General features: G+C 47.0%; 12 protein-coding genes. 11 read left to right on the forward strand and 1 reads right to left on the reverse strand.

The genetic code is table 11. The features are described from left to right. Positions 1–193: 193 nt before the first annotated feature. From hpf to G9G57_RS02715, 4 genes are all read left to right on the forward strand, one after another. Positions 194–754: a ribosome hibernation-promoting factor, HPF/YfiA family gene (hpf, locus tag G9G57_RS02700; protein WP_017427087.1), complete on the forward strand. Its 561-nt coding sequence runs from the start codon at positions 194–196 to the stop codon at positions 752–754. Between the two features lie 412 nt (positions 755–1,166). Further along, entirely contained in the window at positions 1,167–3,617 is a 2,451-nt protein-coding gene (gene secA, locus G9G57_RS02705; RefSeq protein ID WP_017427086.1) for a preprotein translocase subunit SecA, read from the forward strand. 446 nt (positions 3,618–4,063) lie between these two features. Beyond that, positions 4,064–5,177 (forward strand): peptide chain release factor 2 gene (prfB, locus tag G9G57_RS02710; protein WP_100212693.1). Its coding sequence is split into 2 segments (ribosomal slippage): positions 4,064–4,135 and positions 4,137–5,177, totalling 1,113 coding nucleotides; the frame shifts between segments, so codons are not numbered across the junction. 96 nt (positions 5,178–5,273) lie between these two features. After that, positions 5,274–6,173 carry a YitT family protein gene (locus G9G57_RS02715; RefSeq protein ID WP_017427085.1) on the forward strand — a complete coding sequence of 300 codons (900 nt, stop codon included), beginning with the start codon at positions 5,274–5,276 and terminating at the stop codon, positions 6,171–6,173. 93 nt (positions 6,174–6,266) lie between these two features. On the opposite strand, the gene G9G57_RS02720 is transcribed toward G9G57_RS02715, so the two are convergent. Further along, entirely contained in the window at positions 6,267–7,154 is an 888-nt protein-coding gene (locus G9G57_RS02720; RefSeq protein WP_017427084.1) for an SMP-30/gluconolactonase/LRE family protein, read from the reverse strand. A gap of 378 nt (positions 7,155–7,532) precedes the next feature. On the opposite strand from G9G57_RS02720, the gene argC reads away from it, so the two are divergent. The 7 genes from argC (at position 7,533) to argH (ending at position 15,980) form a co-directional block, all read left to right on the forward strand. Further along, positions 7,533–8,582, forward strand: coding sequence for an N-acetyl-gamma-glutamyl-phosphate reductase (argC, locus tag G9G57_RS02725; RefSeq protein ID WP_017427083.1), 1,050 nt, complete (start codon positions 7,533–7,535; stop codon positions 8,580–8,582). A gap of 107 nt (positions 8,583–8,689) precedes the next feature. Continuing rightward, positions 8,690–9,916, forward strand: a complete 1,227-nt coding sequence (gene argJ / locus G9G57_RS02730) for a bifunctional glutamate N-acetyltransferase/amino-acid acetyltransferase ArgJ (protein ID WP_164964438.1) — start codon at positions 8,690–8,692, stop codon at positions 9,914–9,916. A gap of 117 nt (positions 9,917–10,033) precedes the next feature. After that, on the forward strand, positions 10,034–10,873 hold the full coding sequence (gene argB, locus G9G57_RS02735; protein ID WP_164964439.1) for an acetylglutamate kinase: 840 nt from the start codon (positions 10,034–10,036) through the stop codon (positions 10,871–10,873). A 52-nt stretch (positions 10,874–10,925) separates the two neighbouring features. After that, positions 10,926–12,188 (forward strand): acetylornithine transaminase, encoded by a 1,263-nt coding sequence (locus tag G9G57_RS02740; RefSeq protein WP_164964440.1) that lies wholly within the window; start codon positions 10,926–10,928, stop codon positions 12,186–12,188. Between the two features lie 48 nt (positions 12,189–12,236). Next, entirely contained in the window at positions 12,237–13,193 is a 957-nt protein-coding gene (gene argF, locus G9G57_RS02745; RefSeq protein ID WP_013373359.1) for an ornithine carbamoyltransferase, read from the forward strand. A 51-nt stretch (positions 13,194–13,244) separates the two neighbouring features. After that, positions 13,245–14,480 carry an argininosuccinate synthase gene (locus G9G57_RS02750; RefSeq protein WP_013373358.1) on the forward strand — a complete coding sequence of 412 codons (1,236 nt, stop codon included), beginning with the start codon at positions 13,245–13,247 and terminating at the stop codon, positions 14,478–14,480. Between the two features lie 87 nt (positions 14,481–14,567). Next, positions 14,568–15,980, forward strand: a complete 1,413-nt coding sequence (gene argH / locus G9G57_RS02755; protein ID WP_164964441.1) for an argininosuccinate lyase — start codon at positions 14,568–14,570, stop codon at positions 15,978–15,980. The last annotated feature ends 445 nt before the right edge of the window (positions 15,981–16,425 follow it).

The raw sequence follows: 16,425 nt of genomic DNA on the forward strand, positions 1-16,425 counted from the left end.
TTTAAATATCTCTTCATTATTCACATATGTATGCGAGCTAAAATTAAACATGACCCTTTTCATAGAATGGCGTTATTGGAAGCGTTTTATCGAATCATGAGGGATTTTGTAAAAATCCGTCGGAATGTTGATAGGTTTTTTTACTTGGCGTTAACATATGTGTTATACTGAAGGGGCAAAGGAGGCGTGCCCTATGAACTTAACAGTACGAGGTCAACAGATCGAGGTTACCGACGCTTTGAAGGACTACGTTGATAAGAAATTCAGCAGACTTGAGAAGTATTTCGATGCACCCCCGACGTCTGATGGAAGTGTAACGTTAAGCACAACCAGAGATTTGCACACTGTAGAAGTAACCATTCCTTTGCCGGGGCTTGTACTCCGTGCCGAAGACGAAAGCGATGACATGTATGCATCCATTGATGCCGTGGTAGACAAGCTAGAACGGCAAATTCGCAAGCACAAAACTAAGCTTAACCGGAAATTCCGGCAGGAAGGTAGTTTGAAAACTCTTTTTGTGGAAGATCCAGCGGGTAGCGTGGCTGTTGCCGAAGATGAGGATGCGGAAATGGATGAGCTGGAAGTCGTTCGTACCAAGCGTTTCTTGTTGAAACCTATGGATGTGGAAGAAGCTATTCTGCAAATGAACATGGTTGGACATAATTTCTTCGTATTTTCTAATATTGATAATGAGGAAGTTAACGTAGTTTACAAACGCAATGATGGTAAATACGGTCTGATCGAACGAGAATAGCCTGTGAAGCAGAAACTCATCACATTTTAAAGTGAATAGAATGTTTTCGATTGAAGCATGCTTCATGGATATTAGGAAAATGATCATAACACGAGCCTTATCCTTGCGAACCTGGCGGGATAGGGCTCTTTTATATGTTTATTGTAAACATGATTGAAAATTTCAGCTTGGACAGGTGTGACCAATTGTGTATTTCGTGCGTCAATTGTTTTGGTATCTTTAACCGGATGCAAATCTGGAGGCTGCTTGTGTTGCGGCATGTCCTACAAACTGTTACAATTTATGCAAAGAACATCGCACGATGGGCTGGTATAGCCGGGCCTGTCAAACATATCGGGAATCAATTTCATCATGGACCCTTTCTTATTGTGAAATTGATTCTATTAATTGTTTTGCGCGAAAGGGGTAAACCATGCTAGGAATTGTCAAAAAAATTTTTGGGGATACAAATGAACGTGACGTCAAACGTTTAATGAAGACGGTTGAACTGATCAATAAAATAGAGCCTGATTTTGAGAAGCTCTCGGATGAGGAACTGAAAGCCAAGACGGCGGAGTTTAGAGAGCGGATTGAACAAGGTGCTACGGCTGAAGAAGTGCTGCCGGAAGCTTTTGCAACGGTTCGTGAAGCGTCCAAGCGGGTGCTGGGCAAACGTCACTATGACGTACAGATGCTCGGCGGTATTGCGTTGCACGAAGGAAAAATCGCAGAAATGAAAACCGGTGAAGGTAAAACACTGGTGGGAACATTGCCGGTTTATTTGAACGCTCTGTTGGGCAAAGGTGTGCACGTGGTTACAGTCAATGACTATTTGGCACAACGCGACAGCGGAGAAATGGGACAAATTTATAATTTCTTGGGAATGAGCGTAGGTCTGAACCTGGCCAATATGGATCATGCTGCCAAACAGGAAGCTTATGCTTGTGATATTACGTATGGTACAAACAATGAGTTCGGGTTCGATTATCTGCGCGATAATATGGTGCTTTACAAAGAACAGATGGTACAGCGTCCGTTGTACTTCTGTATCATTGATGAAGTGGATTCCATTCTCGTCGATGAAGCTCGTACACCATTGATCATTTCAGGACAAGCTCAAAAATCGACCGAGCTGTATTTTGCGGCTGATCGTTTTGTGAAGAGCCTGAATGTTGAAGAAGACTACACGCTGGATATTAAGGTGAAGTCAGTTGCTTTGACCGAAAACGGCGTATCCAAGGCTGAAAATTTCTTTGGTCTTGAAAACCTGTATGATCAGGAAAGTGTTACAATCAATCACCACATCGTACAAGCCTTGAAAGCTAACGCTATTATGCGTTTGGATGTGGACTATGTCGTGGCAGACGGTGAAGTCCTGATTGTTGATGAGTTTACAGGTCGTCTGATGGCTGGACGTCGTTACAGTGATGGTTTGCACCAAGCTATTGAAGCGAAGGAAAACATCATTGTCCAAAATGAAAGCATGACACTGGCGACAATTACATTCCAAAACTATTTCCGTATGTACCGCAAATTGGCGGGGATGACGGGTACAGCGAAAACAGAAGAAGAAGAATTCAAAAAAATCTATGGTCTGGAAGTGCTCCAAATTCCGACGAACAAGCCTAACCAGCGTGTAGATATGCCTGACGTAGTGTACAAGAGCGTGAAGGGCAAATTCCATGCTGTAGTAGACGAAATTCTGGAGCGTAACAAAAAGAACCAGCCGATATTGGTAGGTACGGTTTCTATTGAAAACTCGGAGCTTCTTTCTGAAATGTTGAAACGCAAAGGCGTTCGTCATAAAGTACTTAACGCCAAGTATCATGCCGAAGAAGCTGAGATTATTTCCCGTGCAGGTGAAGCTGGCGCGGTTACCATCGCTACTAACATGGCTGGACGTGGTACTGACATCGTACTGGGCGAAGGCGTTGCAGAACTCGGTGGTTTGCACATCATCGGTACAGAACGTCATGAATCCCGTCGTATTGATAATCAGCTTCGCGGACGTGCAGGGCGTCAGGGTGATCCGGGCTCCACGCAGTTTTACTTATCGCTGGGCGATGAGTTAATGAAGCGTTTTGGTGCAGACAACGTACTGAATATGATGGAACGCTTGGGCTTCGAAGAAGATCAACCTATCGAGAGCCGTATGATTTCACGTGCTATCGAATCAGCTCAAAAACGTGTCGAAGGGAATAACTTTGATCAGCGTAAAGTCGTTCTTCAATATGATGACGTGATGAATCAGCAGCGTGCTATTATTTACAAACAACGCCGTGAGGTGCTGGAATCAGAGAACATCAAGGAAATTGTGTTCGACATGATCAAGCCTGTCATTGAGCGTGTAGTGGAAGCTCACTGTGGTGATGATATCCCTGAAAACTGGGAACTGGAAGAAGTTGCGGAGTATGTGAACAACAACCTGCTTGAGGAAAACACACTTTCGCGCGACGATCTGTGGGGTAAGGAAAAAGAAGAGATGGTCGATATGATCTTCGAAAAAGTTACCAACAGATACCACAGCCGTGAAGAGATGATCGGCGAAGAAATGGTACGTGAGTTCGAGAAGGTTATCGTATTGCGTGCAGTTGACAGCAAATGGATGGATCATATTGATGCTATGGATCAATTGCGTCAAGGTATTCACTTGCGTGCTTATGGTGGTACTGATCCATTGCGTGAATACCAATTTGAAGGTTTCGAAATGTTCCATGCTATGATCGCCAGCATCCAAGAGGAAGTTGCGACCTACATTATGAAAGCACAAATCGAATCCAACCAAGAGCGTCAGGCTGTCGTTGATGAAGATAAAATCTCAACGAGTGGAGAACCTGCGGCTCCCAAAAAGAAATCCGCTCCTTCGCGTCCGCGTAGAAAATAACGGATTGAAATTAAGGGATAGATCTTGATATACACTATCCTCTGCAATGCATATAATGGCAGGCGGCAGTTCAACCACTGACCGTCGGCCATTTTGTGCCATCAGGGGACGACACTGATGTCTTCAACTTATAGCTTTTCTGTTGGAGGATCAGTCTGAACATTGATGAATGGCTAGATTGCTCTCAATTCTTTTTAAACAATTATGACAAATAAGCAAGTCTCTGCTTATTTGTCAGTCAATTCCGCAGTTGATCTGGCTCACATACCAGAGCCTGTTATTTAAAAGCAGTTTGACTTTACGGCGGTCGGGAGCGAAGCGGAGGATTTAAATCTGGAGAAGCGTCAGCGTTCGTAAGATCAAATCATTCGCGCAGCGTCTCTTACCCAGCCGTAACTCAAAACGCTTTACTCCCCCTAACCCTATATTAAAAGGAGAATGACACCATGATTGATCCAAGTGTAAAACATGATTTACGAGAAATAGGCAAGAAACTAACAAACCTTAGGGGGTCTCTTTGACTTAGATCTCAAACAGGAAATGATCGCGAACTTTGAGGAAAAGATGGCAGCGCCTGATTTTTGGGATGATAACGAAAAGGCCCAAGGCGTAATTGCTGAAATGAATGCTGTGAAATCTTCTGTGGACAGCTATGAACAGCTGCGTCAGGAATATGAAGATGCAGGTATGATGGTTGAGCTGGCTGAAGAAGAAGGCGATGAAGCGCTGGCTGGAGAAGTTGAAAACAGTATCAAATCCCTGCTGAGCAAGCTGGAGGAATTTGAGCTGCAATTGCTTTTAAATCAGCCCTATGACAAGCTTAATGCTATTCTGGAGCTGCACCCGGGGGCAGGCGGTACCGAGTCTCAGGACTGGGGACAAATGCTGCTGCGTATGTATACACGCTGGGGTGAAAAACGAGGCTTTAAGGTAGAGACCCTGGATTATCTGGCAGGTGATGAAGCGGGAATTAAGAGTGTAACCCTCTTGATCAAAGGCTACAATGCCTACGGTTATCTCAAGGCGGAGAAAGGTGTACATCGGCTTGTTCGTATCTCTCCATTTGACTCCTCCGGTCGTCGACATACATCGTTCGTGTCTTGTGATGTAGTACCGGAAATTGCGGATGATGTGGATATTGAGATCCGCACAGAAGATCTTAAAATTGATACGTACCGGGCCAGCGGTGCAGGTGGTCAGCATATTAATACGACCGACTCAGCTGTTCGGATTACGCATTTGCCTACTGGTATTGTCGTGACTTGTCAAAATGAACGTTCCCAGATCAAAAACCGTGAACGTGCGATGACGATGCTCCGTTCCAAGCTCTACGAGCGCAAGATTGAAGAACAACAGCAGCAATTGGACGAAATCCGTGGTGAACAGTCCGATATTGCATGGGGTAGCCAAATCCGCTCCTACGTGTTCCATCCATACAGCATGGTTAAGGATCACCGTACCAGCGTGGAAACTGGCAACGTCGGGGCAGTGATGGACGGCGATCTCGATCCATTCATCGATGGTTACCTTCGCAGCCAAATTAAGCTGGACGCAGAATAATTGTCTGTACGTTTTCCTACAGAACCGCAGTCTACGTGCCTGCGGCCTGTAGGAATTTTTGTGTGACGGTATTTTTATTAAAGGAGAACGTGAATGATGTCTCAATTGAACCCTCCCACTGCCCGCCGAAGAAGGCGTAAGCCTCTGATTGCCGCCAGTGGGCCAGCGCGTAACGTGATCGATGTTTTGCTAATTATACTCGGCTCCTTCATTACAGCGCTGACCTTTAACATGTTCTTGCTGCCCAACCGGATTGCATCCGGGGGTGTATCTGGCTTGTCTATCTTGGGCGAGGAGCTGTTTGGCCTGGAACCGGCCTATACGCAATGGGGAATGAACATTCCGTTATTTATAGCAGGAGTACTGCTATTAGGGAAAAAGTATGGCTTGCGTTCCCTGCTGGGCAGCATCATGCTGCCACTATTCGTTTATGTGACGAAGGATTGGGCAGTCCCGACAACCAATCCGTTGCTGGCTTCGCTGTATGGTGGAATCGGAGTAGGATTGGGCTTGGGCACTGTGTTTCGGGGCAGAGGCTCGACGGGTGGACTGGCTATTTTGGCGCAAATTATTCAAAAGTATACCGGTTTTAGCCTTTCTCTTTGTGTCATGCTAATGGATGGCACAGTGATCACGCTAGCTGGTTTCGCCCTATCGCCGGAGCGAGCTCTGTATGCATTGATTGGCTTGTTTGTAACCGGCAAGGTTATTGATGCTGTAGAAATGGGATTAGGCTACTCCAAAGTGGCTTACATCATATCCAATCAAAAGGAAAAGATCACGCAAACTATTTTACAGGATTTGGATCGGGGTTTGACAGAGCTTGCAGGACGGGGGGGTTACACGAACGAAGAACGTCCTGTACTTATGGTTGTAGTCGGGCAAAACGAGGTAACCCGCCTCAAAACGCTCGTTCGCTTGGTAGACCCGGAAGCTTTTGTGATTATTAGTAATACACGTGAGGTATTGGGTGAAGGGTTCAAAAGGGAAGGCTAGCATAATGTGGTCTTTTGGACGCTTGCTCTTAAATGAATCAATGTAGGAGAGCCCACTGATGTAGTGGGCTTTTCTCTTTTCAGAACAGCTTTATCAAGCCTTTTTTGGTAACAGATCAAGCCAATCTGCTGCTTGTCCTTGATTAAAATATGAGGTCGGTACTCCTTTTACTCCGGTTTTGACCATAAATAAACCGCCTGCTAGTGGTTGATCGGTATTATCGCCATCTTGAGCAGTTGTGATATACAACTCATCCAGATGTTCACCGCCAAAAGCACATGAAGTCACACAATTGACTGGAAGTGAAACCTCAGCAATTACTTCTCCCTGAGCAGGATGGATACGAGAAACACGTTTACCGCCCCAACGCGCGATCCACAACATGCCCTCTGCATCGATGGTCATGCCATCTGGATATCCTTCACTTTCATCCAATCTAGCTACCACTTGCTTATTCTTAATGGTGCCCTGTGTCACATCGTAATCGAAGGAGACCACTTCCAAGGTCGGAGTATCAATATAGTACATGGTACGATGATCTTGGCTCCAGGCTAAGCCATTAGATATGGAAGCTTTATCAACCAGTAAGGAGACGCTTCCTTTTGTGCTCAGACTATACAACGCTCCTTGCGCGCGTTCGCCATTTAAACTCATAGTTCCTGCCAAAAAACGTCCTGCAGGATCACATTTACCATCATTAAATCGATTTCCTGATCTACCTTCCTCAGGATCGTGGATCAATACTTTGGCTCCTGTTTCAATATCCAAACAGTATAGACCGCTGATCATGGCCACGATTACTTTATTTTTAAGATAAGGGACGACTGCACTAATATGTTCACCCACATCTATGGTACGATCTGTGCCTGTAGATGGATCGTAAATGTGTAATTGAAAACCCTCAATATCGACCCAAAATAAACGTTGCGACTGATGATCCCAACTGGGACCCTCGCCTAACTTGGCTTTAGCATCTATCACTAAATTCGCTGTATATGTTTTGATGTGTAGCACCCCTAACGTATAGGTTTATTTTCGTACATACTCACTCTTTATACCCTATTCAATGTCCAACGAATACATAAGTGCAGCAAATGGATAAGCCAGATGAATACCAATATACAAGATAATATATAAAGGGAACGCTCCTTTTCTTATGCAAAATAGAAGACTAGATTCGCAAGGGGGTCTGTCTTTTTTGTTTTCCTTAATTGTAGCCTGTACAGCTTGGCGGCCAAAAGAATGGGCAAGAGTGCATATTTTAAATTTGGAGGAATAACATGACATGAGGTGTTGTATTTATATGAATAGAGTCGTATAATAATACATATTTCATAGGGACGGAATGGAGGAAGGTCTGTGAGCAGCAAGCTAAAGGTAGCAATTGTCGGTTCCACTGGATATGGCGGAGTGGAGCTGATTCGATTTTTGGTTCATCATCCGCAGGTGGAGATTGTATCTGTTATTTCTTCATCCAGCGCGGGTGTCCCGATTAGTGATGGGTTTCCACATCTGACGGATATTGTGGTACAGGATTTGGACGGTGTCGATATCCATGAAATTGCTGCCAAGGCTGATCTGGTTTTCACAGCTACGCCATCAGGCGTTAGCACCAAATTAGTGCCACAGCTTCTGGATGCCGGACTGAAGGTGATTGACCTTTCCGGGGACTTTAGGCTCCGAAGCGGGGAAGCGTATGAAGCATGGTACAAAAAGCCTGCGGCTTCACCCGAGTATCTTAAGCGAGCGGTTTACGGACTCAGCGAAGTGTATGCAGAAAAGCTTGCTGGTGTTTCTTTTATTTCGAATCCAGGCTGCTATCCCACGGCAACACTATTGGGAATTATTCCTGCCTTAAAGGCGGATTGGATTGACCATCGGTCACTGATTGTGGATGCCAAATCCGGGGTATCCGGCTCCGGTCGGGGAACAAGTCTTGTTTCACATTATGCGGAGATGAATGAGAATTTTAAGGCTTATAAGGTGAATAAGCACCAACATATCCCTGAGATCGAACAGGTATTGGGTGATGTTGCGGGCGAGGACGTTACAATTACGTTTACGACACAGCTGGTGCCTATGACGCGAGGAATCATGAGTACAATTTATGTCACGTTGAAAGGTGATCATACGGATCAGGACCTTATCGGGTTATACCGGGATTATTATAAAGGCCATCCTTTTGTCCGTGTACGTGGCGAAGGTATATGGCCGGCAACAAAAGAAGTATTTGGTTCGAACTACTGCGACATCGGTTTTGCAGCAGATGCCCGTACTGGGCGTCTTACGATTATTTCTGTCATTGATAATGTTGTGAAGGGTGCCGCTGGGCAGGCGATTCAGAATTTAAATTTAATGATGGGATGGGAGGAGAACCTCGGGCTGGGCTTCATACCGGTATATCCGTAAGTAGCACGTAAACGCAACAGGTACAGGAGAACGACAGCGGGCAGGTTTGAGAACGCAAGCGTCCAGCTGCCATTCATTCCTTATAATGCGGGCGAGGGCACATAATTATGGGCAAATTAGGATTTACAGTCGTACATGGGGGCAACATCGTAACTCCGCGTGGCTTTACAGCCGGGGGATTGCACTGTGGATTGAAAAATACGAACCGCAACGATATCGGCGCGATTCGCTGTGAGGTAGAGGCGACAGCTGCTGCGGTGTATACCACTAATGTGTTTCAGGCTGCACCGCTGAAGGTGACCCGCGAGAGCCTGACAAACGGTCGATTACAGGCGATAGTAGTGAACAGCGGGAACGCCAATGCCTGTACAGGACAGCAAGGGGAGCAGGATGCTTACGCTATGCGTTCGGCCGCTGCTCATCAGCTGGGTGTGGCAGAGAGCGATGTAGCCGTTGCCTCGACTGGTGTAATTGGCGAGCATCTGAAAATGGACCGTGTGCTTGGCGGTATATCGTCACTACCTGAGCGGATGAGCGAGGCAAGCGATGGAGCGGAGCAATTTAGCCAAGCCATTCTGACAACGGATTTGGTTAAAAAGGAAGCGTGCGTGTCAGTTGAAGTGGATGGTGTGACTGTGCACATCGCCGGGGCAGCAAAGGGATCGGGTATGATTCATCCGAATATGGCAACCATGCTCGCTTTCATAACTTGTGATGCAGTCATCGGACAGACGGCCCTTCATCAACTATTAAAGCAGGCCACGGATACCAGCTTTAATATGATCACAGTCGATGGGGATACAAGCACGAACGATATGCTGATCGCTATGGCGAGCGGGCTGGCAGGCAACAGCGAGTTGCACACAGACCATCCCGATTGGGAGGCTTTTGCCGAGGCATTCACTTATATCTGCCGTGAGCTGGCGAAGGCGATTGCCCGTGATGGAGAAGGTGCTACGAAGCTGGTAGAGGTGTCTGTAAGCGGAGCGATAAGCGATGCATCAGCCCAGGCGATAGCCAAGACTGTGATCGGGTCCAGTCTGGTGAAGTCAGCCGTTTTTGGCGCAGACGCCAACTGGGGACGGATTATTGCAGCCGTCGGACGTGCCGGAGAACCGGTGAATCCGGATACGGTAGACATTCGCCTGGGGGATATTATCGTGCTAAGCCAATCAAGTCCAGTAGCTTTTGATGAAGCCGAGGCGCTTTCCTATTTACGTGGAGATACGGTGCAAATTATCGTTGATTTGCATCACGGGAATGGGACCGCTACAGCATGGGGCTGTGACCTAACCTATGATTATGTGCGGATTAATGCGGCTTATCGGACATAGATACCCGATTTAATTACGGATAAATATTTAATAGTTACTAGAAGAAGCGAGCGAATATAGCTTCGGTATCATTTGAAAATCGCACAAAATTGTGCAGAGGAGAAAAGGAGAGATGATATGCAATCGGCAGTGGGACACGCGGATCAAGCGAAACATGCGGGAGTGGCACGTCGTAATTTTGTGATGAAATGCGGAGGAAGCACGCTGGCTGCGTTGCCTGATTCCTTTTTTGACGACTTGGCCCGTCTGCAGTCGGAAGGTCTCCAACCAGTCATTGTACATGGCGGTGGGCCTGCGATCTCTGACAATTTGGCGAAGCTGGGAATCGAAACGGAGTTCATTCATGGATTGCGTAAAACGACTGAACCCGTGCTGGATGTCGTGGAAATGGTGCTGGCAGGCAGCATTAACAAGCAGATTGTTCGCAGAATAGGGATGCACGGAGGGCGAGCGCTGGGTTTGTCAGGCAGTGATGGCTATTTAATTGAAGCAAATCCTGTGACGAATGCCGCAGAGGTCGGCTGGGTTGGAGAGGTAACACATGTTCAAGCTTCGATTATTACCGGTGTGCTGGATATGGACTATATGCCAGTTATTGCGCCTATTGGCATTGATCGATCTGGTCAGCGTTACAACATTAATGCCGATACAGCGGCGGGCGCGGTGGCTTCTCATCTCGGCGTCAGTCGAATGATTGTTGTGACGGATGTACCCGGTATACTGAAAAAGAATGGTGTAGAAAAGAAGGTGCTGGAGTCAATTACCATACAGGAAATTGAAGATATGATCAGTACAGGTGAAATCTACGGTGGTATGATTCCGAAAGTGAGAGCGGCTATTGCCTGCATTCACGGTAAAGTGAAGGAAGTCGTCATTGTGGACGGCAGCGAACCGCAGGTACTCAGCCGTGTGCTGGGTGGAGAATCGATTGGAACACGCATTGTGCGTATGCAGTAATTGCGATATATGCTCAACCTATATAACCAAACGATAAAGGGGCGTGAACGACATGAGTAAGGAACAGAATACGCTGGTGAGCGAGGAAATGCCAAGTACGAATGGAAGCGGAGCGCAAGCGGAAAAGGGGGCGGCAAAAGTGCAGGCAGATAGCTCTCTTTTTCCAAACTACGCAAGATATCCGCTTACACTGGTGAAAGGACAAGGAAGCTGGCTGTGGGATGATCAGGGCAAACGTTATCTGGATTTCATGTCAGGTATTGCCGTTACCAATCTAGGCCATGCGCCTCAAGCTGTAGCGGAGCGTTTGAAAAAACAGATCGATGAACTGTGGCATGTATCCAATCTGTTTCATATTCCCGGGCAGGAACGGGCCGCTGCCTTGCTGACAGCCAATAGCAGCGCAGATGCCGTGTTCTTCTGCAATAGCGGAGCTGAAGCGAACGAAGCTGCCATTAAGCTGGCGCGTCGTTACCACCAGAAGGTGAAGCAGACCGGTCGCTATGAAATCATTACGTTCACGCAATCCTTTCACGGACGGACGCTGGCAACCTTGACTGCTACGGGTCAGGACAAAGTTAAAGAAGGTTTTTTACCGCTTCCCGCCGGATTCAAAAGCGTTCCGCTTCATGATCAGGCTGCGCTCGAAGCAGCTATCAATGAGAATACAGCGGCAATTATGCTGGAAATGGTGCAGGCCGAAGGTGGCATGTATCCGGTAGACCCTGCTTTCGTAGACGTGATTACCAAGCTGTGCCATGAGCATGGATTGCTGCTGATCATTGACGAGGTCCAAACAGGTATGGGGCGGACAGGTAAGCTGTTTGCCTTTGAGCATTATGGAATAGAACCGGATATTTTTACATTGGCGAAAGGATTGGGCAGTGGCTTTTCGGTCGGTGCAATGCTAGGCAAAGAATATTTGCGTGAAGCGTTCACAGCGGGCAGTCATGGTTCTACCTTCGGGGGTACACCGCTTGCTATGGCAGCAGTTCAAGCAACCATTGAAACGATTATTGATGACAAGCTGCCAGAACGCGCTGCCGAAATGGGAGATTATCTCTTTCATAGTCTGCAAAAACAGCTTAAAGATATTCCTTTTGTCCAGGATATCCGCGGAAAAGGTCTGATGGTCGGGATTGAGTGTGCGGAGCCGGTAGCAGAGCTTGTTTTGGCAGGACAGAAGAAGGGCATTCTGTTCATTACAGCAGGACCGAACGTGATTCGCCTGTTGCCTAACCTGTATGTAACGAAAGACGAAATAGATCAGGCTGTAACATGGATTGCTGAATTGATTCGGGAGCACGTAGCTTAGTGTAGAGCCAGAAGCATCCGAGATTAGAGTGTAAAAGGAGAGGAACGCATGAGTCAGGGCGGCGCATTGCAACAGGTGAATTTGAAAGGACGGGACTTTCTAGAACTGGACGACTACTCGCCAGAGGAAATCCAGTATTTAATTGATCTCGCCATTGAAATTAAGCGTAAACACAAAAACGGAGAAGCTTATCAGCCGCTGAAGGGGAAAACACTTGGACTGATTTTCGAAAAGTCCTCCACACGCACACGGGTATCCTTTGAAGTCGGTATGTATCAATTGGGTGGGCATGCCCTTTTCCTCAGCAAAAATGATATTCAACTGGGACGCGGTGAACCGATTAGCGACATGGCCCAAGTCATGTCACGTTATCTGGATGGCATTATGATTCGTACCTTTGGGCACGATAATGTCGTAGAGTTGGCCCGTTATGCATCCGTTCCGGTAATCAATGGCTTGAGCGATTTGGCGCATCCGTGTCAGGTGCTGGCTGATTATCAAACCTTGTATGAGCAAAAGGGTAAGCTAAAAGGGCTCAAACTGGCTTATATCGGAGACGGCAACAATATGGCGCATTCCCTCTTGATTGGTGGAGCCAAGCTCGGAGTGCATGTCTCCATTGCAAGTCCAGCTGGATACGAGCCTGACCCGAGTGTGATCGCAGTTTCCCGGGAGATTGCCAAGCAGACAGGTAGTGAAATTGTGATCACTCAAAGTCCGCAGGAAGCAGTAAAAGATGCTGATGCGATCTACACAGATGTGTGGGCAAGCATGGGTTTTGAGGAAGAGCAAAAGGAGCGTGAGCTTGCTTTTGCCGACTTCCAGGTGAATGAGGAACTGGTTAAGCTCGCTAAGCCAGATTATTTATTCTTGCACTGTCTACCTGCACATCGTGGGGAAGAAGTGAGTGCGGGAGTAATCGATGGTCCCAATTCGGTCATTTTTGATGAAGCGGAAAATCGTCTGCATGCACAAAAAGCGTTGCTAGTTGCTTTAATGGGATAAGGTTGATCGTAAAGAAGATAGAGGTATAAGCATTCGGGGAGGACTTCAATAATGGCAAAAGAAAAAATCGTACTCGCATATTCCGGCGGTCTGGATACGTCGGTCATTCTGAAATGGCTCAAGGAAACATATGATGCTGAAATTATCGCATTCACTGCAGATATCGGACAAAAGGAAGAACTGGACGGTTTGGAGGAAAAGGCACTCGCTACGGGAGCTTCCAAAGTGTACATCGATGATCTGCGTGATGAATTCGCCAAGGATTTTATTTATCCGATGTTTCAGGCAGGTGCTTTATATGAAGGGCAATATTTACTCGGTACGAGTATCGCACGTCCATTGATCGCTAAGCGGATGGTCGATATTGCGATTGCCGAGGGAGCAACAGCCATTGCTCACGGGGCAACAGGCAAAGGTAACGATCAGGTGCGCTTCGAGCTGAACGCGGCGGCGCTAACGCCGGACATCCAAGTCATTGCACCTTGGCGGCTGGAAGAGTTCCGCAATCAGTTCCCGGGCCGGGCAGAAATGATTGCCTATGCGGAAAAACACGGTATTCCGGTAACGGCTTCTGCAGCCAAGCCGTACTCCATGGACCGCAACCTGCTGCATATCAGTTATGAAAGCGGCGTGCTGGAGGACCCTTGGTTTGATCCGAGCGCTCCTGAAAATAAAGAAATGTTCTTGCTCAGCAACGCGCCTGAGGACGCGCCTGATGAAGCAGAATACTTGGAGCTGGAATTTAAAGCAGGCAACTGCGTCGCTTTGAACGGTGAGCAGCTAACTCCGCTACAAGTGATGGAAAAGCTGAATGAACTGGGCGGCAAGCATGGTATCGGACGTGTAGATATGGTAGAGAACCGTTTTGTGGGTATGAAGAGCCGCGGAGTCTATGAGACGCCAGGCGGTACAATTCTGTTCACAGCTCACCGCAAAATGGAATCCATCACAATGGATCGCGAGGTTATGAATCTGCGTGATAGCCTGATTACCCGTTATGCTACCTTGGTGTACAACGGATTCTGGTTTGCGCCGGAACGTGTTGCCTTGCAGGCTCTAGTTCATGAAAGCCAGAAAAATGTCAGTGGTACGGTGCGTGTAAAGCTGTACAAAGGCAATATTATCGGTGCGGGTGTTAAAAGTCCGGTTAGCTTGTACAACCCAGACATTGCAACCATGGAAGCTGATCCGACACAAGCCTACGATCAAGGCGATGCTACAGGCTTTATCCGCTTGAATGCTTTGCGTTTGAAGGTCAACGCGGGCGTGACACAAAATCATAAATAAGATGTAATCTAAAAAAATGTACGGAATGCGGGCCGTTCTTGTCCAAACGACGAGGGCGGCTTGTTATTGCAGAGAGGGGATCATGCAATGAGTAAGCTATGGGGCGGACGGTTTACAAAGCAAACGAACAAGCTGGTAGAGGAATATACGGCTTCTATTGGGTTTGATCAGGCGTTGGCGGAAGAAGATATTCAAGGCAGTTTGGCTCATGTGGCCATGCTGGGCAAATGCGGTATTATTCCGCAGGAGGATGCGGACACGATCAAGGGAGGACTGCACACCGTTCTGGGGCGTATCCGCCGTGGGGAAATTGAATTTTCCGTTTCGGATGAGGATATTCACATGAATATCGAAAAAAACCTGATCGAAGTCATTGGTCCGGTCGGCGGTAAGCTGCACACTGGACGCAGTCGTAACGATCAGGTAGCAATGGATATGCACTTATATTTGCGCGGACGTGTCGTATCACTGGTGGGTATGCTGCATGATGTACAAGTTGCATTAATTGGGCAGGCCAAGGACAATCTGGACACAATTGTACCTGGATACACACACTTGCAGCGTGCGCAGCCTATTTTGTTCGCGCATCATTTGCTGGCGTATGTGTCTATGCTGGAGCGTGATATTGACCGACTCAAGGACAGCTACAAACGCATCAATGTGTTGCCGCTGGGCGCTGGCGCTCTGGCTGGAACCACTTTCCCGATCGATCGTCATTTTGTAGCAGAGCAATTAGGCTTTGACGGAGTCTATGAAAATAGCCTGGACGCTGTCAGTGATCGGGACTTTATCGTAGAGTTTTTGGCCGGGGCCTCGCTGATTATGACGCATTTGTCCCGTCTGAGCGAAGAACTGGTGCTATGGAGCAGCACAGAGTTTGGTTTTGTCGAGTTGGATGATGCTTTCTGCACAGGCAGCAGCATTATGCCACAGAAGAAAAACCCGGATGTACCGGAGCTAGTACGTGGCAAAACCGGGCGGGTCTATGGAAACCTCGTCGGTCTGCTGACCGTACTGAAGTCCTTGCCGCTGGCATACAACAAGGACATGCAGGAGGACAAGGAAGGGATGTTCGATACGGTTGCCACGCTGGAGGGAGCCTTGCAATTGTTCGCTCCGATGATCGCCACGATGAAGGTGAACAAGGATCGGATGCGTCAAGCGGTCAACCAGGATTTCTCCAACGCAACGGATATTGCGGACTTTCTGGTCGGCAAGGGGCTTCCGTTCCGTCAGGCCCATGAGGTTATCGGCAAAACGGTGCTGTATTGCATCCAGCAGGGCAAATATCTGCTTGATTTGAAACTGGATGAATTCCAGCAGTTTTCGGATCTGTTTGACGAGCGCATTTATGAGGTGCTTCAACCAGAAGCGGTAGTCAATGCTCGGAATGTGTATGGCGGAACCGCCACCGGTCAGGTGCAGGCAGCCATTGGACGCAGTGAACAGCTTCTAGTGAACACGTCAACATGGTATGAAAATCATAAGCCAAAAAAATAATCCATACAGAAAGAATTATTCTCTTGCACAGCAACGGGATGCTGTGTAAAATCAGATTTTAAGAATATTTGCCATCTATGTTTTCAAAGGCACCGTTCGCGGTGTCTTTTGTGTTTTCTGAGGTATTTGAATGATTTATGATCAGAATAATCATGAACTACATAGATTTATTGGAAGAATATCGTTCAAGATGTTTAATATCTAGTTCTATATACCTATCTATACATTAGTGTGAAAGTTTCTAGAATTTACATTTTTGTATACTACACCTACTAGGATTATGGTAGAATAGCACTAAGTTTTTCATTGAATTACCAATTCGATAGAACAAGAAGCATATGCGATAAATCATTTTCAAGTTTTTATTGGTTTTTTTGACCAGGGAAATTGCATAAATGTGTAAATGAAGGGCTTGAATGAGAAAGCAGGTGTGTCCTGGTTTTGG

This window comes from Paenibacillus sp. EKM211P (genome assembly GCF_011066175.1).
GTDB lineage: Bacteria > Bacillota > Bacilli > Paenibacillales > Paenibacillaceae > Paenibacillus > Paenibacillus polymyxa.

Excerpts from the sequence above, each read along its gene's own strand:
- argH (WP_164964441.1), top strand. The coding sequence starts at position 14,568 with ATGAGTAAGCTATGGGGCGGACGGTTTACAAAGCAAACGAACAAGCTG.
- argB (WP_164964439.1), top strand. The coding sequence starts at position 10,034 with ATGCAATCGGCAGTGGGACACGCGGATCAAGCGAAACATGCGGGAGTG.
- argF (WP_013373359.1), top strand. The coding sequence starts at position 12,237 with ATGAGTCAGGGCGGCGCATTGCAACAGGTGAATTTGAAAGGACGGGAC.
- argJ (WP_164964438.1), top strand. The coding sequence starts at position 8,690 with ATGGGCAAATTAGGATTTACAGTCGTACATGGGGGCAACATCGTAACT.
- hpf (WP_017427087.1), top strand. The coding sequence starts at position 194 with ATGAACTTAACAGTACGAGGTCAACAGATCGAGGTTACCGACGCTTTG.
- G9G57_RS02750 (WP_013373358.1), top strand. The coding sequence starts at position 13,245 with ATGGCAAAAGAAAAAATCGTACTCGCATATTCCGGCGGTCTGGATACG.
- G9G57_RS02715 (WP_017427085.1), top strand. The coding sequence starts at position 5,274 with ATGTCTCAATTGAACCCTCCCACTGCCCGCCGAAGAAGGCGTAAGCCT.
- G9G57_RS02740 (WP_164964440.1), top strand. The coding sequence starts at position 10,926 with ATGAGTAAGGAACAGAATACGCTGGTGAGCGAGGAAATGCCAAGTACG.
- secA (WP_017427086.1), top strand. The coding sequence starts at position 1,167 with ATGCTAGGAATTGTCAAAAAAATTTTTGGGGATACAAATGAACGTGAC.